This window comes from Priestia sp. YIM B13486, from assembly GCF_042787865.1.
In the GTDB taxonomy this organism is placed as follows: Bacteria; Bacillota; Bacilli; order Bacillales; family Bacillaceae_H; genus Priestia; species Priestia megaterium.
Window position 1 is genome coordinate 690,425 of sequence record NZ_JBHZOZ010000002.1, and the last position, 18,113, is coordinate 708,537.

14 protein-coding genes and 2 pseudogenes are annotated in these 18,113 nt (G+C 35.9%); 3 read left to right on the top strand and 13 right to left on the bottom strand.

Annotated features, from left to right (window positions below):
• Positions 1-407: 407 nt before the first annotated feature.
• Complete coding sequence (locus ACFX4G_RS07680) at positions 408-1,919, top strand: class I adenylate-forming enzyme family protein (protein WP_377573725.1); 1,512 nt, start codon at positions 408-410, stop codon at positions 1,917-1,919.
• A gap of 36 nt (positions 1,920-1,955) precedes the next feature.
• Here ACFX4G_RS07680 and ACFX4G_RS07685 read toward each other — a convergent pair whose 3' ends face one another.
• Complete coding sequence (locus tag ACFX4G_RS07685) at positions 1,956-2,414, bottom strand: MarR family winged helix-turn-helix transcriptional regulator (RefSeq protein ID WP_013057155.1); 459 nt, start codon at positions 2,412-2,414, stop codon at positions 1,956-1,958.
• A gap of 386 nt (positions 2,415-2,800) precedes the next feature.
• On the opposite strand from ACFX4G_RS07685, the gene ACFX4G_RS07690 reads away from it, so the two are divergent.
• Entirely contained in the window at positions 2,801-3,763 is a 963-nt protein-coding gene (locus tag ACFX4G_RS07690; RefSeq protein WP_377573728.1) for a VanW family protein, read from the top strand.
• Positions 3,764-3,806: 43 nt separating this feature from the next.
• Here the strand turns inward: ACFX4G_RS07690 and mbcS are convergent, their stop codons facing one another.
• The 7 genes and pseudogenes from mbcS to gad all read right to left on the bottom strand — a co-directional run bounded on the left by mbcS (position 3,807) and on the right by gad (position 13,299).
• Positions 3,807-5,387 carry an acyl-CoA synthetase MbcS gene (mbcS, locus tag ACFX4G_RS07695; RefSeq protein ID WP_097823355.1) on the bottom strand — a complete coding sequence of 527 codons (1,581 nt, stop codon included), beginning with the start codon at positions 5,385-5,387 and terminating at the stop codon, positions 3,807-3,809.
• A 155-nt stretch (positions 5,388-5,542) separates the two neighbouring features.
• Positions 5,543-6,241, bottom strand: coding sequence for a hypothetical protein (locus ACFX4G_RS07700; RefSeq protein ID WP_097823354.1), 699 nt, complete (start codon positions 6,239-6,241; stop codon positions 5,543-5,545).
• 1,495 nt (positions 6,242-7,736) lie between these two features.
• The gene (locus tag ACFX4G_RS07705; protein WP_377573732.1) at positions 7,737-8,420 is read right to left on the bottom strand and encodes an immunity protein Imm33 domain-containing protein; all 684 of its coding nucleotides are present in this window, start codon (positions 8,418-8,420) and stop codon (positions 7,737-7,739) included.
• A 112-nt stretch (positions 8,421-8,532) separates the two neighbouring features.
• Entirely contained in the window at positions 8,533-9,351 is an 819-nt protein-coding gene (locus ACFX4G_RS07710; RefSeq protein WP_377573735.1) for a TetR family transcriptional regulator, read from the bottom strand.
• A 657-nt stretch (positions 9,352-10,008) separates the two neighbouring features.
• A pseudogene (locus ACFX4G_RS07715) lies at positions 10,009-10,431 on the bottom strand (DUF7832 domain-containing protein); the annotation flags it as partial.
• A 313-nt stretch (positions 10,432-10,744) separates the two neighbouring features.
• Complete coding sequence (locus ACFX4G_RS07720; RefSeq protein WP_377573738.1) at positions 10,745-11,680, bottom strand: hypothetical protein; 936 nt, start codon at positions 11,678-11,680, stop codon at positions 10,745-10,747.
• Between the two features lie 215 nt (positions 11,681-11,895).
• Positions 11,896-13,299: a glutamate decarboxylase gene (gene gad / locus ACFX4G_RS07725; RefSeq protein ID WP_377573741.1), complete on the bottom strand. Its 1,404-nt coding sequence runs from the start codon at positions 13,297-13,299 to the stop codon at positions 11,896-11,898.
• A gap of 225 nt (positions 13,300-13,524) precedes the next feature.
• Here gad and ACFX4G_RS07730 point away from each other — a divergent pair, with 225 nt between their 5' ends.
• Positions 13,525-14,046, top strand: a complete 522-nt coding sequence (locus tag ACFX4G_RS07730) for an LURP-one-related family protein (RefSeq protein WP_377573744.1) — start codon at positions 13,525-13,527, stop codon at positions 14,044-14,046.
• Positions 14,047-14,114: 68 nt separating this feature from the next.
• On the opposite strand, the gene ACFX4G_RS07735 is transcribed toward ACFX4G_RS07730, so the two are convergent.
• The 5 genes and pseudogenes from ACFX4G_RS07735 to ACFX4G_RS07755 form a co-directional block, all read right to left on the bottom strand.
• Complete coding sequence (locus ACFX4G_RS07735) at positions 14,115-14,426, bottom strand: hypothetical protein (protein WP_097823349.1); 312 nt, start codon at positions 14,424-14,426, stop codon at positions 14,115-14,117.
• Positions 14,427-14,567: 141 nt separating this feature from the next.
• Entirely contained in the window at positions 14,568-16,529 is a 1,962-nt protein-coding gene (locus tag ACFX4G_RS07740; protein ID WP_377573748.1) for a GTP-binding protein, read from the bottom strand.
• Between the two features lie 118 nt (positions 16,530-16,647).
• Positions 16,648-16,830 (bottom strand): hypothetical protein, encoded by a 183-nt coding sequence (locus ACFX4G_RS07745; RefSeq protein WP_377573816.1) that lies wholly within the window; start codon positions 16,828-16,830, stop codon positions 16,648-16,650.
• A 35-nt stretch (positions 16,831-16,865) separates the two neighbouring features.
• Positions 16,866-17,051, bottom strand: a complete 186-nt coding sequence (locus tag ACFX4G_RS07750; protein WP_082178495.1) for a hypothetical protein — start codon at positions 17,049-17,051, stop codon at positions 16,866-16,868.
• A 219-nt stretch (positions 17,052-17,270) separates the two neighbouring features.
• Positions 17,271-18,064: pseudogene (locus ACFX4G_RS07755) on the bottom strand (formate/nitrite transporter family protein).
• Positions 18,065-18,113 lie beyond the last annotated feature (49 nt).

Here is an 18,113-nt window from a genome sequence, read left to right on the forward strand (position 1 = left end):
AAATTTGCTCCTTTCAAATCCAAATGCTTATATATTATTGTTTCATATTCACCGTTTTCATTCAATAAATAAGCTCAAAATCCGGTGAATAAGGGGAAAGTAAGAAAATATATTAAAAAAATGAAAAACAAGAAATAAAAACTAATTTACAAACAAAAAAAGGAAAAAAATAGTTCGTTAAACCCAGTGTCTGAACTGTTTAAATTTTGTAAAATTTTATCAAACCCTTGATAATACAACACTTTTTAAAAACAGCATCTCTTTTAACATTTCCCGATACAACCTATATAAACACATTTTGATAATTTTAAACTTTTACTTCGGAAAAATTTTTTGTTATTATGTTTTAGTCATTAAAATATTCACGAACGAAATATTTAGTCCTAGCGGACAAAGGAGAGGATAAAATGAACACATTACAATACTTAGTCGCAGAACGTGCAGAGATTTCTCCTCAACATGAAGCACTAGTTGAACATAATGAACGTTATACATTTAATGAATTTTATGAAAAAGTAAATCAATTGTCTCATTACTTCTTAGAGAAAGGCATTCAAAAAGGAGATCGTATTGGTATTTTAGCTCATACAAGCATTGCTTACCCAGTCGTTACAATGGGAATTTTACAAGTGGGAGCAGTCGTTGTTCCATTAAGTAAGAGCATGACACCTTATGAACTTGATAGCATTATTACGAGCGGACAGTTAAAAGCGATTATCCACCACAACGAATTTATGTCTGTATTAGAAAAAGCGGAACAAACGGATGGACTTAGCTTTACGTTAAAAATTGAGGATGCACAAGAATTTACAACTCAATTCTCAGCGTATGACACAAACACACCAGAAGCACTTCCTGAAGTACTTCCTGAAGATCTAGCATTGATGATGTTCACATCTGGTACAACAGGTAAGTCAAAAGGATGTATGATTGCACACGGATCGGTAAGTGCCTTTTTAAATTCTGGCGGACAGGAAGAACGTGCAAATATTGATAAAAGCATGCGTTATTTGTTTGTTCATCCATTCTTCCACATGAGTTCGATGAGCATTTTATTTATGTGCATTAACACAGGAAACACAATGGTATGTTCTGAAGAAACAGATCCAGCTAAAGTAATTGAGGTAATTGAAAAAGAAAACATTAAAATGCTGTTTGCACTACCACCGGCATTAAAATACATCGTAGAAGAGCTTGAAAAAGGAGATCACTATGATTTCCCTCTAAAACTTGCTGTGTCAGGCGGAACAAAAGTATCAGAGTCTTTAATCGAACAATATGATCGTAACGGAATGATTTTAGCTCAAGGGTACGGAAGCACAGAAGCTTGGATTATCAGTTCATGGCATCCTCAAATGGGATGGAAGAAAGTAAGCTCTGCTGGAAAACCTGCTCCACATGTGGAAGTTAAAATTGTAGACCCAGATACACGTCAAGAAGTACCAACTGGAGAAAAAGGTGAAGTACTCGTGCGAAGCCCTTATCTGTTTAAAGGCTACTGGCAAAACGAAGAAGCAACAAACGCTGTCTTACAAGATGGCTGGTTAGCGATGGGTGATGCAGGTCGATTAGATGAAGACGGATTTCTTTACATTGAAGGACGCTATAAAGATGTAATTGTATATGGAGGAGACAACATCTACCCAGATCAAGTAGAAGAAGTTGCCTTAGCAGCAGATGGGGTGTTAGAAGCGACAGTTGTCGGCATGCCTGATGATGTGTACGGCGAAGTTCCATATGCATTTGTTGTTAAACAAGAAGCATCTGCTTTAACTGAAGAAGATGTAGTGAACTTCTGTAAAGAACGATTAGCACCATATAAAGTACCAACTGTTGTATTTGTTTCATCACTTCCTAAAAACAGCGTAGGAAAAGTGTTGAAAAACGAAGTGAAAAAACAAGCCTTAGCACACGCATAATAAAAAAAGCGGCCTTTATAGCCGCTTTTTTTATATTTATTGCTGTAATTTTTGAGATATTTTTTTCATAATGTGAAAGTATTGATCTCTTTCTTCTTCTGATAAGTGTGAAAGTAAATCTGACCAAAAATCGACACGAGTAGCTTGCAATATTTCGACAACTTTTTCGCCTTTTTCTGTCAACTCTACCCACACGCTCCGGCGGTTTTGCTTTTTATAAATACGATTCACAAGCTCATCATCTTCTAATTGATTTAATACAATGGTGATAGCACCGGGTGAGAGCCCAAGTACTTTTGTGATATCGCTAACAATACAGCTTTTTTTATCGTGAATAGTCTTTAAGATTGCCTCTTTTGTTGAAGTTAAATGGTAGGGAAGCAAATCATATTTCTCACCGATTACGGTGTTTTTATATTTTAAAAGAGCTTCTTTTACATGATCTATACTTTCTAGCTGATGACTAATCTCTTCTTTGCTATAACGTTCAGTCAAGCGTAAATCCTCCTCATAAAACAAATTCCATTTTTACCATTATACCATGTATAATGCCCATAGAAAAATGAACAACACTGCGAAAATTGTCAGAAAAATTTAAAAATAATTACCATATTTCGTTAAAAAATCCTTGTTTTCGTGCTATTATATATAAGAATAGTAATATTAGGAAACGTATACAACATATGTTTTCTGGAAAATGGGGTCTATGAACATCAATCCGCTTTATCTCATGTGTTGAACAAAGAAAAAAATATAAAAAATGGTGATTATTCACTTTGACGTATCGTCTTTTAGACTATGTTTGTATAAAATGAATGTATACATATTTTTATAGAAAAAACATATTGAGGTAAAGCCGAGATATGGGGGGATTCAATTACATGAAGAAAGTCTTAGGGGCGCTTTTGCTTAGCGCGACAATTGTTAGTGCGTTTATTGCGTACAGCATGTATACTAATCATTCTGCAAAGCAAACAGCCGCGATAGAACAAAAACAAGCAGCGAAAAAAGCAGAAAAAAAGACTGAGAAAAAGAAAAAACCAGTCCTTAAAGTCGAAGACCTGACGTATCAGCTGAAAGATTCCCGCACAGGACAAGTAATGAAAGAATTCAAGCCGGTTCATTACAAGGATAAAGACATATACGACCAAGAAATTAAGCAATTAGCGTCTGAACTGGCAAAAGGGATCGACACGCCTATGCAAAACATAAAAATGGATGCAAATGGATCGTTAACCGGCGGTTCCAAACAAATCATTTTAAAAGAAGCAGAGCTTGTTAAAAATCTGCAGAACTTAAATGCGAAACAATTGGATGTGAAGGTTCCGATTTACGAAACCGCTCCAAATGTAACGGCAGCATCTGCTCAAGGGATCGCTGATGTATCGTTAGCTTCCTATTCTACACGTTTTCGTCCAAGTGATACAAGTCGAAACAGAAATGTTCAGCTATCCGCAGAAGCGATTAACAACGTTGTATTAGGTCCTGGAGATTCATTTTCTTATAATCAAACAGTTGGGGAGCGCACAGCAGAAAGAGGCTATCAGCCTGCTCCTGAAATTATCAACAAACAGCTGGTGATGGGAATTGGCGGAGGGATCTGCCAAACATCTTCTACGCTATTTAATGCGATTGACGGCGCTGGTCTTCAAGTGACAGCTAGATCTCACCATTCAAAACATGTAGGTTATGTACCAGCAGGAAGAGATGCAACTGTATCGTGGGGAGGACCTGATTTTAAGTTTACAAACAACAAAGATTACCCTGTCATCATTAAAGCGTACGCAAACGTAAATACCGGTGTTTTAACGGTGGATGTTCGTACTTCACAGCGTGCTATCTAATAAAAAAAGACGTATCCTAACAGATACGTCTTTTTTTCATTTATTATGCTTTTTGTTGCTCGCGTTCACGAAGTTCCACACGTCGAATTTTACCTGAATTAGTTTTTGGCAATTCATCAATAAATTCAATTACGCGAGGATACTTGTAAGGTGCAGTTAGAGCCTTTACGTGATTTTGCAGCTCTTTAATAAAACCTGCATCTGTTGTTTTTACATGATCGACAAGAACAACATACGCTTTTACAACATGGCCGCGATCAGCATCAGGGCTAGCTATAACGGCACATTCTTTCACCGCTGGATGCTTAATTAATGCATCTTCAACTTCAAATGGCCCAATTGTATAGCCGGAACTAATAATGATATCATCTCCGCGTCCTTGGAACCAGTAATAGTTATCTTCATCTTTAGAAGCGCGGTCACCTGTTAAATAGTAGTTTCCTTTATACGTTTTCTCAGTGCGCTCCATGTCTTTATAGTAGTGCTTGAAAAGAGATGGGAGGTCTCTACGAACGGCAATATCTCCAACTTCTCCAGGCTTACAAGGTTCGCCGTCTTCATTAATGATTTCTACAAATCCTTCAAGCATCGGTTTACCCATTGAACCAATCTTTGTTTTTACACCTTTTAATGTACCGATTAAAAGAGTATTCTCCGTTTGACCGTATCCATCGCGTACTTGGATATTAAAATATTTTTTAAACACATTAATCACTTCTTCATTTAGCGGTTCTCCGGCAGATACAGCGCTATGAAGGTGAGACAGGTCAAAACGTTCAAGCTCATCAATTTTAGCCATAAAGCGGTACTCTGTTGGCGTACAGCACAGTACGTTTACTTTTTCATCCTGTAAAATTTCTAAAAACTTTTTAGGTTCAAAACGCCCGTTATAGATAATGCCTGTTGCACCTTGTCCAAGTACAGATAAAAACGGAGTCCAAATCCATTTTTGCCAACCAGGACCTGCTGTTGCCCAGACCGTATCGCCTTTTTTAATATCTAACCATTCAGCAGCTGCGATACGAAGGTGAGCATAAGCCCATCCATGAGTATGAACAACGCCTTTTGGCTGTCCTGTTGTACCAGATGTATAAGGAAGGAATGCCGTATCATCCTTAGTTGTTTTAGCTGCTTGGAACTGTTCTGATGCATCAACCGTAAGTGACTCTAAGCGCGTCCATGACGTAACATCAGCACCAAACGTAATTTTATGTTGTAGAGAAGTAGGGAAGTTTTCAATCTTATCGATCTCATTGCAGAAAGGATGGTAAGAAATAATCGCTTTTGCTTCAGCGTGATGTAAACGATATTGGATATCTTTTGCGCGTAATAGTTCTGAAGAAGGAATTACAATAATACCTGCTTTTAAGCATGCTAAGTAAATAGCGTACGATTCAATAAGGCGAGGTGCAATAACCAAGACATGATCGCCTTTTATTAAACCTAGCTCTGTTAACCCGTTTGCCACTTTATTAGCTTTTGCTAACAGCTGGTTATATGTAATTTCCTCACGCGCACCGTCGGCGTGCTGCCACTTTAACGCAAGCTGATCGGATGCATGTTTTTCAATTTCCTCTGTTAAGTTGTAATGTTCACTTGGAACTAAATCTTTTAGTTGAATCATAAAAACGACTCCTTATATTATAGATATCAATGATTTTTTATCATTACTATTATTATATTACTAACTATTAGTACTTGCTACTAATTTGTTTTGGGTTTTAGTAAAAAGCAAAAAAAGACCCGCTTACCTTATTAAGACAGCGGGTATAACGTATGTTATTTAAATAAGCTCCATTTTGTATGAATAGGTACTAGCTCTTCTTCAGACTCGTCCTCTTCGTATAAACCACGTTCTTTTAAATACTCCACAAAATATAAGTCTGCTTCCTTACGTTCATCATAAGGCTTGATCGATAAAACAAACCCTACTTTATGCTGATCTTCATTTTCAACGCCTGAGAGATACGCTTTTACATTATGCTGCAAGAAAAGCTCTTTAGCAGGAATAATTAAGTCTTTAACGAACTTCGACAGCAATTCCAGCTCAAAGTCGAAGGTGAACTTAGCAATTTTTTCTAGATCTGCAAATACCACGCCGATAAAGCTCGTATTATGTATTTCGTAGTCTTTCGTTTTTTCATCCCACTCAATATGTCCGATTTCCTTTAAGTAATTAATAAAATACCCAATGCCTTCATTGCTGCCAAAAGGCTGTTTAGAAAGGACTAAACCAATCTTCTTGTACTTAGGAAGATACACGCATGAGATAGCGGCTTCAACTTTATGCTGTTGAAATAAGTGCGTTGCCCCTTGAAGCAAGGCATCTAAGACATGATGGGTAATTTTCATTTGCTTACGAGGAAAGTGATATTCATTGCGTGCTAATTCATCTGTATCAGCAAACGTTGCTCCAATAAAGCCTGTATTGGATAGGGTAGGAGGGAGCTTCTTTCTTTTTCTTTTTCGTACCGTCATTCAAAAACACTCCTTGTGATCATCAATACGATAAAAATAAAACGAACATACGTTCTTATCTAATGATACAAAAAACGTGTCGAAAAGTAAAGATAAGTTAACGGAGAATTTGAAATTTTATAATAAAAGTAGCTAATGATCTTAAAACGTAGCGGTCATTAAAAGATGGAAAAGAAGAGGGGGAGCAAAAAAATAAAAGGCTGCAGATGAAAAGCATCCACAGCCTTTTATATATTCATTAACGAGCTTCTGTTAAAGCTACCATATCTTCATCATCTAAATCGATATCTACGTGACAATCCATTGTATGAATTGTTTTATCTTCATGATTTCCATAATAAATTGTAATGTTCATGAGTATCGCTCCTTTAAAACTGGATAATGACATCCAATTTATACCGTCATCTATTTGTTTAATATTATACCCGATGAAAAAGGAAACTACAACTAAAATCACTAAAAAGCTGATAGGAAAGGGGTTTGTTGTAATTTTAACACAGAATTTTATAGTATAAAAATACTAACTGATGTATCTTATTGCAGGAAATACGAGGTTTTGACTTTTATCAATGAATAAAAATCCATTTAATGCAAACATATGTACTAAATGAAAAATATACGTTCAGTAGCAAATAAATCCTTAAGATATCAAACACAAACAGATTTCATCGTTTTGCAAAGGATTCATTGAGAATACGATGAGAAAAAATGAATGAGTGTAAAATTTAATTCCTATAAGTAAACTCATTCATTTTTTCTCATCTCTAAATATAATCTAAACATAAACCGAACTGACAAATCCTAAAACTAAACTGGTGAAATTCATATGTATTTCCATAAAATTATATCTACAATTGTTCAATTAGAACAAATCTTATGGATAATTAGTTTAGCCAGTCGATTGATATAAATATAAACCCTATCCCATTTTTTTAATTCTGTCTCACTATCATAAGTATACTTTTATAATGAGACAAAATTTATGTTTCGTCTATTGGTTCCTAGAATATATATTATGTAAACTAGAAAAAGAAATAAAATCTTTAGGGTCTCCCTTGCTCTTAGAACCTTGGAATGTCTATCACCTTTTGCTTTTTCTTTAAAGTATATAGATTTGTTTTCAAGTGAGCTGGTTTTACTCTCATGATTTTAATTTGGGGCTGTAAACAGAACTCTTAAAAATCGACTGAATGATGCTTTTAAAGTCAAATGTGAAATAGTACAAGCTATAGATTATATCTTACAAATGGTTAAAATGACCGCTCACTTAATCACAATCGCCTGAATACGCCAGTACGTATCATTTTATATGTAATCAAGTAACTCCTTATGGTTTATCCTAGAACTTTACAATTTTGTATCCTAAGTTTAAAGTAGCTATGAATCAGTGTGATATTAGTTGATTTGATGGAGAAGCGCAAAAAAGGAAAAAGAACAACTTCTTCCCCTCCAGCCGCTTGTCATACAAACTTTTCAAGTTACTAGTTGCAAGCTTTCACTCACTAAGGTATGTTTCCCAATCGTAGTCATGAATTTTATCAAATTTCCCAAACTCATTTCTTTCGTAAGCACATAGCGGTGATTTATTTATAAAAGCTAAAATTGAGTCATCAACATTTAAAACAACTCCTAGAGCTACAATTTGAAAATTATCTGGATTACTAGTAAATTCATCTTCTTCGTATCCGCTAAAGATAACCCATCCTGAATCATTCGGTTCATTTGGTTTATCCTTTAACAGAAAATTAAACTCGTTTCTTTCTAAAACATCATTGCTAACTGTTACGAGGGTATTAAAGTAATAGTCCATCTTTACAGCGTCATCGTCTTCATATTCAGTATCACAAATATGTTCAGTGCCAAAATGCAGGATTTGACCAAGTTTTAAGCCCTTTAAATGATAAGGTTCATTATCAAGCTTTCCAACAAAGTTCTCTTTGTTTTTATCCATAATTTCCACCCACATTCTTTCTCCTTTGTAACCAGCTGTATCTGAATCACTAAAGAAAACTAACTTCACCAGGTCTCCCGCTTTTAATTTATCCGTCACCGCTTTGCTTGGCTTGTAAAATGTATAAGGAGATTCTTTGTTTCTTTCATAAACATTATCTAATTGCCAATATGTATTGCTATCCTCATGTTTTTTATTAGTAGAATGTTTTTTGAACCAACTTTTCATAAAATACATTACCTCTTTGATTTATATAATTTAAATTTCTTTAATTGGATACTGAGTTAAAATAGATTCTAACCCTTGAATAAACGCATCTGTGTAAGTCGAATTTTATGTTTTAATACTCTTTCGGGTTGATGATGGTGTAAACTTTTATGCTCTTTTCCTCAATCCCTATAAAATGAGCTTTTTGCCTTGTATCTAGTCCTCTAAGGGTTCCGCTTAACTTACCTATTTTTTTAGCACCACTGTCTTCTGCTTTCCAACTGTATAAAGTTCCTTCCTTGTTGTATGGGCTGTAAAAATAGCTATATTCTCCTCTAATACTTATTGCTTGTGATCCATGTAACGTTTCAGGAGTTTGATGTGCAATAAAAGAATTCTTCTCGGGATTTACTTCAATTAACTCAAAATCTGTATATGGATATAACCAAAGTGTCGTATTTTTACCTCTGCAAATTGCATAACAATCTGCAATGGATGGAGCATCTGGTAAATGAGTGTGATATTGAAAAGTTGGTGAACCTGTATTATCAAATAATACTAACCCTTCTGTTGATATCCCTTCACCAAAAACGCCTTCGTCGAAATAGCTGCACCATATTCCTTCTTTACTAACCGCTACGTCTTGCACAGCATCTCCACAATAGAATGACCGTATGACTTCTCTATCGATATTCATAATAAACAAATTGTGCTTTTCTCCCTTAGTTCTAGGATTCATTATCAAAAAATGCTTATAATCAATCCATCTGACAAAAGGATAGTTTATTTTTAAACGTGGATAAAGAGTAGTACCGTTTACAGACAATTCGAATCTATTATGGCGTTTTTGAACTAAGACCAGTCCATATTCATCTTTGTAATCTGCATCAATGATATTTAAACAATTATCATCAGGTTCGATGGTAAAAATAGTCGTCTCTACAATCCTCAAAGCTAGTCACCCTTTATATTATAAGAAAGTGGAAAATAAACTTAATTTAAAATTAGAAATGAATAAAAACTTCCCGCTTGCTTTGATCTTATTTATTTTCACTAGGTTTAGTGGGTATGTAAATCTACTTTCACTCAGCTACTTAGCCCATTTTTCTTCACTATCTATCCACTTGTTCTTGTGTAAATCAAAAGATTTTATATCATCATGGAAGTCTAAATAGACAGGCAATTCAAAGCTTTTACCACCCGCTTTATTCCAGCAGGAAACAAACCACCTTACAATAGTTTCTTCTTCAGCAGCAGAGATGGATTCTTCATTTTGCTCATAAAACTCCCAAAAAGCATCCGAGTTTTCAGCAGGAAGATCATAGTATTGAGTCTCGTCAAATAAAGGATGACTACCTGAAAAAATCTTTCTGTCATTTCCTTCATAAAAAACTTCATTCGCTTCATCATCCATAGAAAACATCATAATAGACAAATCAAACGGTTGCATAAAAATCTCAAAGTCCAGCAAATCAATTCCTTCATAATAATGAAAAGTCTGTATCTCTTTTATGTTTGCAATCAATACATGTTCATTTTTTTGAAGACTTTCTTTTAAGGAACTAATATAATCGTCAATTGTAAACATCGTATTCCCCTTGGTCGTTGTTTTTTTATGTTTCCAGCTATTAAAACGCTCATTAAGTTTCGGTTTTAACGTTTCATAATTTCCCCATGTGTCTTTCACTTCGTAAAGAGATTTCACATGAGGAAATACTTCTTCATAATCATCCAAATAAACACCGTCTTTAAAGTCAAAATAGGCTTTTGTAAAAGCATTACCCTCCTCATTTAACATATCACTTACAAATACACCATCCCAGTTCATGTATATTTCAGTTCCTGTCATTTTCTTTTGTTTAAATTTGATGATTTCATTAGCAGCCGCTTCTTTAAATTCTTTGCTATATAAATGGTTCTCAATAATCCACCCCAGATACATTCCCGTATGTACAAAACCTTGTTTATCATCTAACCCTTCTGGAAAGTCTCCCTCATAATGCCATTTTGCTTTATCATAAACCACTGTCATATTTTCCTTCTCTTTTTTTGCTTCTTTTATTACTTCAGGTCTAGCTGATTCACTTCGAATCATAGAATTCGATTTTTCTTCGCATCCTTGTAAAAATAAAAAAGTAAACATAAATAACGAAATGTATTTTAATTTGTGCAAAAGTGGTCCTCCAAGTCTAATAAAATATTTACTAATAGCAAAGCAGTAACAACTTTCAATTTCATCTATATCATATATCATCGCTCCATTTTTCAGGAGATTCCTATAAAATAAAAATTATACCTTAAAAAAAGAAGCCATTCCTTTTTAGGAACGCTTCTTTTACTTTCTATTAGTAACCATCTACCGTAACATCAGTAATGGACCCATCACTAGGACTTACTTGATACCAACCTTGTGTAGCTGTATGTTCCTCTCCTGTTTCTTCATTATCCACAACATTTTCATAAACATGGATAATATAGTTTCCTGAGTCGTCAACGTGATCATATGTTACAAGGAGAGGTGAATCTTCAGATATGCCTTGCTGATCACGAACTAGCTGGATAGCTTGCTCTTGGGAAACTGTTTGTTCGGCTGGTTCCTCTTCCTCAATTGCTTCTGTATCTTCTTCTTGCTCTGGTTCTGATTCCGATTCCGTTTGGACCTCATCTTCTGAATCAGCCTGAACTTCTTCCTCATCCGCTTTTGCCTGAGCTTCAGCTTCTGCATCAGCTTTGGCCTGCGCCTCTTCTTCTTTTTGTCGGTCTTCTTCTATCTGCGCATAGTAATCATCTAATTCCTTTTCCATTTGTTGCTGTTCAAGGTCTGATAATTGCTTTTGTTGTTCTTGTATTTGGTTTTGAAGCAAAGCAATTTGTTCTTCTGAAGCATTATCAACAAAATTGATGTTTTCTACATAATCACCACTGGCGTCAAAATTAACTTCCATCATACAAAAAACATTTTGCTCTTGATTAATACCATAGTAAATATACTGATTGTCACCTACTTGGATATACTGATAACCATTCATTACGTTTAATAAGTAATCGCGATCAGCCTCTTTAGAATTAACTGCTTTTTTAATGGTTGATGCTTTTGTTTGTAATGTATTCGGCGATGATTCTTTTACAGCCGTTTTATTGCCATTTTCTTTCGTATGAACCGCTGTTGATTTCTCTGTAGGCTCTTCTTTTTGCGATACAGTTTCACTGGACTCCTCGCTACAGGCTGCTAGCAATATAGCTAACAGTGGAATACCAAAAGCAACTTTCAACATTTTCATAGACTATTATCCCCTTTTTTTATCTTTTTTTAGGTTTTATATAATTCTAAAGAACTATATAAACCTTAGGGGTTATTATACCAAAATTAAGAAAATATAAGAATATTTTCTTGTGTTGTTTATGGAATTTTTTGAAAAAATTATCTTTTTATGCATAAAAAAACACAAAGCCATGCAATTTTTCATAATACGGCTTTGTGTTTTCGTAACAAATGTTAATGATGAAATCCATTGTCGTATTTCGTGTCTTTAAGAACAGGTCTATCCAATGAGTTAAGAAATTCAACGGCTTGTTTGAAATTAACCATAAATAAATGAGCCAGGTCCCTTGAAAATCCATTTCTAACGACAATGCGCATGATTGTTATTTCTTCCATGTCTGCAGGTAGTGGATAAGCAGGAACTTGCCATCCATACGTACGCAGTTGTCTAGACAAATCATAAAGCGTCCAGTTTGGTGTATATCCTTCTTTCAGTTTCCAAGCAAGAACCGGGATATCTGAACCATCAGCAAGAATTTCGAACGCTTCCATTTCTCCAATTTCTTTGCTGAGAAACAGCGCGTTTTCTTGGGAGGTTTTTTGCACGGCATAATAGCCGTCTTTACCTAAACGCAAGAAATTGTAGTACTGTAAAAGAACTTGTGCTCCTGGTCTAGAGAAGTTGAGCGCAAAAGTTGGCATGTTGCCTCCTAAATAAGAAACGCGGAAAATAAGATCTTCAGGCAAGTCTTCTTTTTCTCTCCAAATCACCCACCCTAAACCAGGGTAAACTAAACCATACTTGTGTCCTGACACGTTAATGGACTTTACTCGCGGCAAGCGGAAATCCCAGACAAGGTCTGGTTGAAGAAATGGAGCGATAAAACCTCCAGAAGCAGCATCTACATGAATAGGAATATCCAACCCTTTTTTTTCCTGTAACTCGTCTAAAGCTTTTGCGATAGCAGCAATTGGTTCGTAAACTCCTGTATACGTCACTCCAAGAATCGGTACGACACCAATTGTATTTTCGTCAACCGCATTAATGACGCCTTCTGCATCCAAATAAGGATGATCTGGATTAATGTTCACATAACGAGGTTCTACGTCCCAATAGTTTGCGAACTTCTCCCATACTACTTGAACGGATGAACTAAATACAATGTTCGGGCGGTCCGTTGATAGCCCTTTACTTTTACGCAGTTTCTGCCAGCGTCTTTTTAAAGCCAGTCCGCCAAGCATACATGCTTCAGATGAGCCTGTAGTAGAAACGCCCATCGTTGTATCAGGATTAGGTGAATTCCACAAATCCGCTAAAATACGTACGCATCTCTCTTCGATAGCCGCTGTCTGCGGATACTCGTCTTTATCGATCATATTTTTATCAAAAGATTCTCCGTACAAACGCTTTGCATCAGGCTCCATCCACGTAGTAACAAACGTAGCTAAATTTAAACGGGCATTTCCGTCTAAAGCAATTTCGTCATGAATGATTTGATAAGCTGTTTCTGGAAGCATACCTTGATCACTGATACGCAGCCTTGGAATCGTCACTTCTCCTTGTCGAGAAAAAAGCGGATTAACAGGAAATTCATCAGGTAAATTTTTTTGTTCACGATGCGGGTGCCATTGAGGCATAAAGTATCATCTCCTTATGTATATCTAACAAATTACTTTACGTTCCACCTGGTGTTGTAACAAGCAGGTCTCCTTTACACATTATGAGCTTTGAAACCTATTTTCATTCTTCTCATTATCCGTAGCACGTAAGGATGAACTTTATTTAATAATACCCATGAAAATGGTCTTACCAAACTCAAAAGGTGTAAAATATGGTAATATATTGTAAAAGGAGGTTTTTAAATGGAGAAACAAGGGATTATCTTGCAAGATAAGTTTTTCGAGTTAGGTGAATCTCCTATCTATAATGAATCACAAGACGTTATTGGAAATGTCGCATATAAGTTATCTATTGCTAATAAATTTGAGATTTTAAAGGACGAAGAAATTATATTTACAGGTAAATCTAAAATGTTTGCCCTTATGCCGAAGCTGATTATTTCTGATCCCCACGGAAATGAAGTTGGCATGATTCAGCGAAAATTTACTTTTTTTAAAAAGAAGTATCTTTATATCAGAAACGATGGCGATACATATGAAATTACGGGGAATATAACAGATCGCAAATTCGACGTTTTGCGTTCCGGCGTTCCTATTATTCAAGTCCGCACACTCTCTTCTTTTCTGTCATTACGTCCCCACACGTTTGCTTTAGAATTTCTCGAACCTGATCTTGATAAGTGGGAAGGAATTGCGGTTGTACAAGGCGTAAGGATGATGGTGAAAGATGAAAAAAGCAGTACAGCTACTGCTCCCGCTCAATAGTGGTTATAGAAGGTCATATGATATAAAAAAACGAACAAACTTTATATTGAAGTTTGTTCGTTTTTTAATTAAGGGCCAAATACTAACGTACCGATGACATGGTAGCCAATTGGTACAAGAAACAAGATGATATTTAAAATAATCGCCCATAGACAGAGCTTGTCTTTTTTTATAAAAAAACCAATAATTGCAGGAACAATCATGAGCGGAACTAAAAAGATAGGTGCAATAATAGGCAGTCCTTGAAGCTTTTCAGCCGCAATAAGTCCTGTAAAAAAGTTAAGGATCAATAAAGTATTAATAATGACATATAAAAGTGAAATTCCTCCAAGAATCCCACCTATTATACCGCTTTTAGTTGTATTAACAGTAGCGTCCACGTTTCTGTCACCTCTTTTTTAGAAATATAAGTAAACTATACTATAATGTGGTTTTTATTGTAAAGGTATGGAGAAAACAGCTGTTGAAAGATTGCAAAGATTGCTACGAAAAAAGCACTGTAGCAATCGCTACAGTGCTTTTTATAAACAGTGCATTTTTTCTTCTGCTTCTTTCCAAGGAACCGTATAGCCCTGTCCTTTTGCGCAAAAGACGGACGATGAGCTGTATTCGGGATCCGCCTCTTTATTGTAGCGGATTTGTTCAATCACTTCTGCTTCATTATGACAGCGTTCATACCCTCCGAATAATAGAGACATCGCTCCTTTTCCATGCGTAAAAGATGCTAGCGTCGAACCGTAGGTCATAAAAGTAGCAACAGGAACTTTGCCTGTAATAATCGCTTTGTTTTCGGTTGTTTCAGGGGAATCAAAGCGACCGTTTGCACTTTGAACATCCGCTAATACCCTACCCATTTGATCAATATCCACTTTAATTTTGAAATCATAATACGGTTCTAGAACAATATTTTCTGCTTTTTCTAACCCTTGTCGCAGTGCACGGTACGTTGCTTCTCTAAAATCTCCTCCGCTTGTATGCTTGTTGTGAGCTCGTCCAGTACATAATGTCACTTTTATATCAGTAATAGGTGAACCCGTTAACAAACCATGATGCGGCTTTTCAAATATATGCTGACGGACTAGATTTTGATACCCCACGGATAAATCGTCGGCGTGACAAGCATTTTCAAAAGTAATTCCGCTGTTTCGTTCCGCTGCTTCTATTTTCAAATGAACTTCTGCATAGTGTTTCAACGGTTCAAAATGCCCGTAGCCCATCACCGTATTTTGAATGGATTCTTTGTACAAAATTTCTGGTTCTTCAAACTGTACGTTTATATTAAAACGTTCTTTTATCAGTTTTTCGAGGACTTCTAGCTGAATTGCTCCCATCACATGAATATGAAGCTCTTGAGCCCTTTCTTCCCACGTCACATGTAAAGAAGGGTCTTCAGCATCTAATAATTGAAAAAGTTTAATTCCTTCTTTTGGATGAACAGAAGGCTCAAAAACAACTTTTGATTTTAACGTAGGCAAAAGTTCGTAGGAGCGGCTTTCTTTTAATGTTCCAAGACCGTCTCCAATCGATGCTGAAGACAACCCTGTAACCGCAAAAAGTTCGCCAGCTGAACCTTCATTTACGTTTTTAAATGTACTTCCGTTATAAGCACGAATTCGAGTGATTTTTTCTTCGTATAGCTCTCCGTTTTTTTCATAAGCCACTTCATCACGCACCTGCATTGTCCCGCTTAGAGCTTTGATAAACGTGATGCGCATGCCATTTTCATCGTGCCGAATTTTATATACACGACCTGAAAATGCTTCTTCCTTCGAGTAGCGAGTTTCTGTTAGCAAATCGAGCTTCTCTAAAAAACTTTCAATGCCGATATCTTGTAAAGCTGAACCACTAGCACACGGGAAAAGCTGATTGGTTTGAATAAGCTTTTGCCTAGCTGCTTTCCAATAAGCTTGATCATTCTTGCCTTCCATAAATACATCTAAAAGCTCTTCATCTTTTTCAGCTATAAATTCAATAAGTTCCTCACTTAACGAGCCATCTATAAGCTCTGACGTTATGTCAAAAACATCGGGGGTTAAGTTATGTTTAATATCGTTTATAACACGTTCAGGATTTGCTCCTACACGATCGATTTTATTGATGAAAAAGAATACGGGCACACGATGTTTTTGAAGCAGCTGCCAAACGGTTTCTGTATGGCCTTCGACTCCTTCTACTGCACTTAAGATAACAATTGCATAGTCCATCACTTGAATAGAACGTTCCATTTCAGGTGAAAAATCGACGTGGCCCGGCGTATCAATTAAATAGTAAGTAGAACCATTATATGAAAAAGTTCCTTGATCGGCAAATACCGTAATTCCTCGTTCTTTTTCAATCGTATGGGTATCAAGAAAGGAATCTTTGTGGTCGACTCTTCCTCGTTGTTTAATACTTTTGGTATGATAAAGAAGCTGTTCGGAAAACGTTGTCTTTCCTGCATCGACATGCGCTACGATACCGATCGTTTTGCTAGATTGTTTCATTATATTAAATCCCACCTTACTGCTGTATGTATAGCTGTTATTTTCTATTTTATAATAATCTTAAGAAAAAGTGGACGACAAAGGCCTAGAACTGCTCACATCAAAAAAGAATGCGTGATTAAACACCGCATTCCCTTTTTGTACGGCGTTTAGTATCTTTTTTGCCTTTTACTATAAAAATAGCTGCTATAAAGCACCCAATTCCAGCTAAATGCATGATGTTATTACCTGTCGCGCCTAGACTGTTACTGGTCAACCCAACTAAAATGCTGCCGAATATAATCAATAAAACAGCAAACATGAACTTCAATTTTTTCACTCTCCTTTAATACGCTATTAAATATGATTTGCATACGGATCATATAAACCAGTGATTAATAATAGACCTGCTGATAAAATCAATGTTCCTGCGATTAACAAACTGTTGCTACATACCTTTTTTCTCTTTTTGCGTAAAAACATTCCTGATATAAGAAATAGTAGTGCGACAGATAGCAGAATCAATCCTATACCAATATTCACTCTTTCTTTCTCTCCCTTGCGAATGTATTCTCCACCATCTAGTTAACCATAATATTATTATGGAAATAAAAAAAACGAACTTGACCCTTTACCGAACCTTAATTGTTTTATATGTTATCATACATAAATTGTTAAAAGTACATTTTTTCACCTTTCATTATCAAAAAAGCAGCCTCTTTACTAGGAGACTGCTTTTTTTATGACAACTGATAAAACCGCTTAAGAAGCTTTTTTTAATTGTTCTTTTTGTTTCCGTTGATAAGAAGAAAAATAAATAAGGCCTACAAATACAGCTCCTCCTATCATATTTCCAATAAAGGTAGGGATAATATTTGCAATAAAATCAATCCATGTAAAGTGACCTGCAAAAATAGCAGCGGGAATAATAAACATATTGGCTACAACGTGCTGAAAGCCAATCGCAACAAATGCCATAATCGGAAACCAAATACCAAGAATTTTCCCCGTAACATCGTCAGCGCCGTATGAAAGCCAAATAGCTAAACATACAAGCCAGTTGCAGCCCACAGCAGAAATAAGCGTTTTAAAAAACGAATCATCAATTTTAGCTTGAGCAATTGCTATCGTTTTATCTAAAAAAGGCCCTGTTTCTGTTAAACCTACAATATGTCCAAAGAAATATGCAATAAACACGGCACCTAAAAAGTTAGCAAGCGTGACCCAAAACCAGTTATGAAACAAGTGACGAAGTGAAATTTTTCTTGCATACAAAGCAATGGAAACAGACATCATATTCCCCGTAATAAGCTCCGCTCCCCCAAGTACGACCAGCATAAGACCTACAGGAAAGACGGCCCCTCCTAAAAGATTCGATAAACTTCCCCATTCAGCCGGTAAATTACCAATGACGCGTACATCTAGTAAAAAACCAAGCGCAATAAATGCGCCTCCTAAAAACCCAAGCATGAGAATGGAAGAAAGGGATAGCTTCGTTTTTGAAACCCCGCTTCTAAAGCGATGTTTAACATTTTATCCGGCTTGTAAAATGCCATAAAACTCCTCCTTAACTAAAAAAGGCAGCACTCAAAAACACCTTTTACA